This window comes from Leptolyngbya cf. ectocarpi LEGE 11479, from assembly GCF_015207065.1.
GTDB lineage: Bacteria > Cyanobacteriota > Cyanobacteriia > Phormidesmidales > Phormidesmidaceae > Leptothoe > Leptothoe ectocarpi.
Genome location: NZ_JADEXP010000377.1, coordinates 1 through 6,144 on the forward strand (window position 1 = coordinate 1; position 6,144 = coordinate 6,144).

Genomic DNA, 6,144 nt, shown 5'->3' on the forward strand with positions numbered 1-6,144 from the left:
GATGTGATCGTAGCCGGTGGCGTGGAATCTATGAGCCTGATTCCCATGGGTGGAGACCGCTGGAGTCCTAACCCGGTGATGATGACGGAAATGCCCCAGGTGTACACCTCCATGGGCCTGACGGCGGAGAATGTGGCCGCGCAGTTTGAGGTTTCACGGACGGATCAGGATGCGTTTGCGTTGCGATCGCACCAAAAAGCTCTCCATGCCATCAACCATGGCCACTTCACCGCCGAAATCATCCCTCTTACTGTCACCGATACGGTTTACCAAGACGGCGAGACCCACACCCACAAAACCGTCTTTGATACAGACGAAGGCCCCAGGGCCGATACCAGCCTGGAAGCCCTGGCCAGTCTCCCACCCGTCTTTCGGCGTGGCGGCAGCGTCACCGCCGGGAATTCCTCCCAAATGTCCGACGGGGCAGCAGCTACGATTCTGATGGGCGAAGACCGGATGCGGGAGCTAAATCTCACCCCCATGGCCCGGTTGCTGGGATTTTCTGTAGCCGGGGTGCCGCCTCAGATTATGGGAATTGGCCCTGTGGAAGCCATTCCTAACGTGCTCAAGCAGGTGGGGCTCAGGCTGGACGATATTGGCCTGATTGAGCTGAATGAAGCGTTTGCGGCCCAGAGTCTGGCGGTGATGCGTAAGTTGGGTCTTAACCAGGACCGGGTGAATGCGAATGGAGGTGCGATCGCACTGGGCCATCCCCTGGGCTGTAGTGGGGCCAAACTAACCGCCACATTGCTTCATGAAATGCAGCGCCGCCGTATCCGCTATGGCATGGTCACCATGTGCGTAGGGGGTGGCATGGGGGCTGCCGGTGTGTTTGAAAATTTGTTGCTCTGACTTTATTGCGACTGAAGGGGTAGACATTATGGCTCTCTTGACCGTTGGTTTGATTGTTGGTTTGGTCGGGCTATTCGCCGTTTTAGCCTACGTTAATGTGCCGATGCTGGTCTGGTTTGCCTACGGTGCGTTGGTATTAGGCATAGCACAGGCTCCCATTTGGCTATGGAGTCTGTTTGGACTCATGGCCACTGTGTTTAATGTGCCATTTTTTCGCCAGGTGGTAATTACAGCTCCCATTGTTAGAGTCATTAAGCTGTTTAATCTATTGCCCGCGATTTCAGCCACAGAGCGGGCCGCTATCGAAGCGGGTACTGTCTGGGTAGATGGCGAGCTGTTTTCTGGCAAGCCCAACTTTAAGCGGATTTTGGCAGAGCCCTACCCGACACTCAATCCTATAGAACAAGCCTTTGTCGATGGACCGGTGGAGCAGGTGTGTCGCATGGCCACCGACTGGGAGATTCACCAACGTAAGGACTTGCCCCCAAACGTGTGGGCCTATCTGCGCCAAGAACGCTTCTTTGGCATGATGATTCCGGCTGAATACGGCGGTCGCGGTTTTTCCAATACGGCCTACAGCGCGGTGATGACTAAGCTAGCGTCGCGTTCTTTTACCCATACGGCTACGGTGGGGGTGACCAACTCTTTAGGCCCCGCCAAGCTGCTGCTGCGCTACGGCACCGACGAACAAAAGCAGCGCTACCTGCCGAAGCTGGCTACGGGCGAAGAGATGCCCTGCTTTGCCCTGACGGAACCAACGGCGGGGTCGGATGCCGCCAGCCTACAGTCCAGCGGTACGGTGTTTAAGGGCAAAGACGGTGAGCTATATCTGCGGTTGAACTGGCAGAAGCGGTATATAACCTTGGGTGCGATCGCAACCCTAATTGGCCTAGCTGTCCGCCTGCACGACCCCGACAACCTGCTGGGCAAAGGCACAGACATCGGCATTACCTGTGTGCTAGTCCCGGCTGATACCCCCGGTGTGCAGCTCGGTCGTCGCCATGACCCCATGGGTGTGCCCTTCTATAATTCTCCCATTGCTGGTCGTAATGTAGTCCTTCCCGCCAGCCAGATTATTGGCGGTGTGGACCAAGCAGGCAGAGGCTGGACCATGCTAATGCAAAGCCTCGCTGCTGGACGCGGCATTAGCTTCCCAGCTACCGCTACGGGCGTAGCAAAACTGGTCTCTCGGGTGACCAGTGCCTACAGTGTGGTGCGAGAACAGTTTGGTCTGTCCATTGGCAAATTTGAAGGTGTCGAAGAACCTCTAGCCCGCATTGGCGGTCTCACCTATCTGATGGATGCAGCCCGACTGTATACCTGTGGTGCCGTCGATCAAGGCGAACAGCCTGCGGTGGTGTCTGCCATTGCCAAGTATCAGTTTACCGAGCTGTCCCGCCACATTATCAATGACGGCATGGACATTCTTGGCGGTGCCGGTATCTGTCGCGGTCCTCGGAATCTGTTGGCCAACATTTACACCGCCACACCAATCCCCATTACGGTAGAAGGAGCCAATATTCTCACCCGCAGTTTGATTATCTATGGCCAGGGTGCCATTCGCTGCCACGGCTATATCATTGATGAAATTGCCGCATTAGAGGACAACAATGTTGCCGCCTTTGACCATGTCTTTTGGCGACATGTAGGCTTAATGTTGCGAAATCTCACCCGTGCTAAAGCGCTCGGCTGGACCCGTGGTCGTTTGGTAAAATCTCCGGTGCGAGGAGAGACAGCCCGCTACTATCAGAAAATTGCTTGGGCCTCTGCCACGTTTGCGGCTCTATCAGACTTAGCCATGTTGACCTATGGCGGTCGTCTCAAACGGCATGAGAAAATCACTAGCCGCTTTGCCGATATGCTCTCCTGGATGTATCTGGCAACAGCTACACTGCGGCGGTTTGAGGCGGAGGGTCGCCGTAAGGAAGATTTGCCCCTAGTACACTGGGCAATGAGCCATAGTTTGGGGCAGATCCAGCAAGCTCTAGAAGGTTTGTTGGCGAATCTGGAGATTCCTGTGTTAGGCGGTCTCATGCGAGCGACTACGCTGCCTTGGTTCCGGTTAAACCCAATGGGTGTTGTGCCCACTGATGCGCAGGGCCATGCTGTTGCTCAGTTACTCCAATCTCCTGATGGGCGTAATCATCTGACTAAAGGGTTGCATGTACCTACCGATGCGGAGCAGGCGCTGGGGCGTTTGGAGCGGGCTTATCAGTTGTCGATTGTGGCGATGCCAGTAGTTAGGAAAATTAAAACGGCGCTGCGCAATGGTCAACTTAATATCGCTCCGCCTGTGGGGCGTGTGGAGGCGGCACTACGGGCTGGGGTGATTACGGGAGCAGAATCTGACCTGGCGACAACGGCAGAGCGGGCGCAGTTAGATGCGATTCAGGTAGATTCGTTTACCCTGGCTGAGTATCAGCGCATTGGGAAAGACTATATGGAGGAGGAAATGACCGGGGCTGAATAGGGTTGCGTCAGATTAGCTGAGGAGTACAATGTTGCGCTGATGGGATCGATGGCGAGTTTGGAGACAGTGCGCTTGCAGTCTGGCGGGGTATGACCGTGACGGGTTAGGTAGCTCCAGATCAGAAACTTGCCATCAATCATCTCTCACATCGTTCTTTAAGCGCCTGATTATAATCAAGATAGCCTTGATGGCTGACCAAATAGATGCCTCGCCAAGCCAAATAAGGAATTAGCAGCCCAGAGTTTTCATGAATTTGGACAAAGCGAGTCTGGTGTTCGCTGATTGCTTCGAAAATAAATCGGTGGCAGACGGTGAAGAGAAACGGTGCTGCAACGTGCCCTTGCCAAACAAAAGAGTCAGGTGGAGCAATCGATAAAAACTGAGCATCGATCCAGTGTCGTCCAAACTGTTTGAGGTCTTCTAGAAAATGAATTGTTGCTCCAACCGCAAACTCGGCTTTAGCCTCAATTACAAAGGGATTCCACTCTGAATAAGTTTCAAAGTCCGTCACCTGCTCCCACACAAGTTGTCGTGGGGCATGGATGACAACCTCAGTTGTCCATCCTTTCATGAGGGACATTTTCTGTTGGATGCTGGGATTATTTTCAACTGGAACCATTTGTCTCTCCTCGATATAGTGTCTGTTCTTAGCAGTGACAACACAAGTCTGACCCTACACTTTGATAACCGTCGCATCGATTTCTACCAGTTGCCCCTCGTGACCCAGGGTCGCGACCCCGAGCAATGTGGCAGGCGGAACTCCCTCGCTAAACTTTTCTGTCACAGCCGTCCATGCCTGGACAAGATTAGCTTGCTGCCCCACTACATAAACGACTAGCTGCCGTATGTCTGCGACCGAGTAGCCATGGACTGCTAGTAGCTTTAGCAGATTGTCCAAGCACTGGCGTGATTGAGTATAGGGATCGTCTACACCGACAAGCTGTCCGTCCACATCGTGTGGAACTTGGCCAGCAACAAATAACTGATTCCCCACGTTCTCAGCGTATCTGTAACCGGGCGTTACGGAGAGCCCTGCCTTTATTTCTGCTTCGTTCATTTACTTCTAATAGAACTTGGATCAGTTTCAATTATCTTGCATCTATGCCATCGTCTGAGCCTCACCTTTGAAAATTGCTCGGCCAGATATGTGATGCTTTTAGCCTGATCGTTATTTCTATCGAACTGCAGAATAGGAGCGTGAGATTTCGCCCTGACCTAAATAGGTGCCAACATAGGGTAGATGCGCCTGCACTCGCTGACCCTGAAAGTTAATACCAAACTCCTCTAACTCGCGCTCGAGCACTCGGAAAAAGGCATCTTCGGTGCCGACCACAGAGGGCTGGCGGATAAGCGGTCTGAGAATATCCAAAAATGGCTTGATTTCAGAATGAAGCTCATTGTAGAGGTCGTTTTCGGTCGAGCTAGACGGCGCTTGCTCAGATACTGTCTGGCCGACTGGTGCTTGGACCATATATGCCTCTCGATACCCGGTAAAGATCATCAACGTCAAAAGACGTTACGGCTTGGCATCAACTAAGATATTTTAACTTGACATCAATATTAGTTGATCGATTTCTCAATCACGACAAAAACGTAATTTGTGGAAACGTCGACATTGGGAGTACTAAGATTCGCGATAAGCAAGATCCTGCGTTCCATTGCGATTCTACTATTGCGGTCTTGTAAGTGTGACCTGTATAAATTTTCTCGTGCTTTGGAATGCTGCCGGTTGGGTTGGTGCGCGTAATTCAAGAGATCGCAACCCCTACGCTACAATAGAGAGCCTGCAAAAATTTTACTTGGAACAGTGGCATCAAAACGGCTCTCTCCGCAAGACGCTCGCGCAAAGCTAAAGCAACTCACCCAGCAGGCAATAGCAACTCAGTCTGATTTAGCTCAGAAGCTTACTGCACTAGCAAAGTGGATCAAAGATAAAAAAGATGGCCTGTTAATCAGCAAGCCCTATGTTCTAGATCTGCTCACAGAAGTCATCTTGGATGCTGAGCTTTGGCTTGCACTCAGGTCTTTGAGTGATGATGAACGTTGCCAGTTTTATGTCAGTGAAAATTTCTCAGTTACAGAGCAGTACTGGCTTGAGGTTTTATTTCCACGATGGATCGGCGACCGGGATCCAAAGTTTCCTAATTGGAAGCGGGAAGTGATGAACGGCAACTTTAAGCGAGAGGATGAGCCGATGTTGAGAAACCTTGACAAAGAACTTGAAGGACGTGGAGGCAGCTACCTGTGGCGACACCTGCTCGATCTATCCATGGCAACGGACGTGCTAGCCTCTGGGCAGCATGAAGCAGCGCTATGTGTTCAGTTAACGACGGTCTCAGGCACGTATCTGACCGATAAGCAACGAAAGTGGGAAGCGACCTTGCAGTATTGGCACATTGATCGTGGATTACTCGTCAGCTATAACCCGATGGACACTGAGGTGGTATCTCGACTTGTTACAGTTATCTTGAGCCATGGTGATGCGCCAACGGCGACCGGCTACAATATTATTACGAACCTTTAAGTTCAGTTGCTCGGTATCAGTCATGACTAGCGAAACCAAGATTTTTAGTTTTGGCGAAAGCTCTGACCCTATGGAAAAAGCTAGGGCAGCTTTGCGTGCTGTGCGTCAATATCAGCAGGACTGGCAAGATCACGGAGTTGATCGGGTTCATCAACATTTTGATGATGTCGAAGGAAGTTGGCTGGATGACTTCGAGGAATTTTCAGTTAGTCAGCCAGTTGAGGCTAATCCAGGCATACTTTTTTCTAGTATTCACAAACAGCTACAATCATTAGGCCTATCTAGCTCTTTTATCGGG

7 protein-coding genes are annotated in these 6,144 nt (G+C 51.7%); 4 read left to right on the top strand and 3 right to left on the bottom strand.

Annotated elements, in window-relative coordinates; translation table 11 throughout:
- Together IQ260_RS26100 and IQ260_RS26105 are read left to right on the top strand one after the other, a co-directional pair.
- The coding region (locus IQ260_RS26100) for an acetyl-CoA C-acyltransferase (protein ID WP_193996009.1) at nt 1-852 on the top strand (852 nt) is incomplete at its 5' end.
- A gap of 28 nt (nt 853-880) precedes the next feature.
- Entirely contained in the window at nt 881-3,322 is a 2,442-nt protein-coding gene (locus tag IQ260_RS26105; RefSeq protein ID WP_193996010.1) for an acyl-CoA dehydrogenase, read from the top strand.
- Between the two features lie 136 nt (nt 3,323-3,458).
- Here the strand turns inward: IQ260_RS26105 and IQ260_RS26110 are convergent, their stop codons facing one another.
- From IQ260_RS26110 to IQ260_RS26120, 3 genes are all read right to left on the bottom strand, one after another.
- Nucleotides 3,459-3,941 carry an SRPBCC domain-containing protein gene (locus IQ260_RS26110; RefSeq protein WP_193996011.1) on the bottom strand — a complete coding sequence of 161 codons (483 nt, stop codon included), beginning with the start codon at nt 3,939-3,941 and terminating at the stop codon, nt 3,459-3,461.
- Between the two features lie 54 nt (nt 3,942-3,995).
- The gene (locus IQ260_RS26115) at nt 3,996-4,379 is read right to left on the bottom strand and encodes a RidA family protein (RefSeq protein WP_193996012.1); all 384 of its coding nucleotides are present in this window, start codon (nt 4,377-4,379) and stop codon (nt 3,996-3,998) included.
- Between the two features lie 117 nt (nt 4,380-4,496).
- Nucleotides 4,497-4,793, bottom strand: coding sequence for a hypothetical protein (locus IQ260_RS26120; protein ID WP_193996014.1), 297 nt, complete (start codon nt 4,791-4,793; stop codon nt 4,497-4,499).
- A gap of 336 nt (nt 4,794-5,129) precedes the next feature.
- Here IQ260_RS26120 and IQ260_RS26125 point away from each other — a divergent pair, with 336 nt between their 5' ends.
- Together IQ260_RS26125 and IQ260_RS26130 are read left to right on the top strand one after the other, a co-directional pair.
- On the top strand, nt 5,130-5,846 hold the full coding sequence (locus tag IQ260_RS26125) for a hypothetical protein (protein ID WP_193996013.1): 717 nt from the start codon (nt 5,130-5,132) through the stop codon (nt 5,844-5,846).
- Nucleotides 5,847-5,868: 22 nt separating this feature from the next.
- The coding region (locus tag IQ260_RS26130) for a hypothetical protein (RefSeq protein ID WP_228016443.1) at nt 5,869-6,144 on the top strand (276 nt) is incomplete at its 3' end.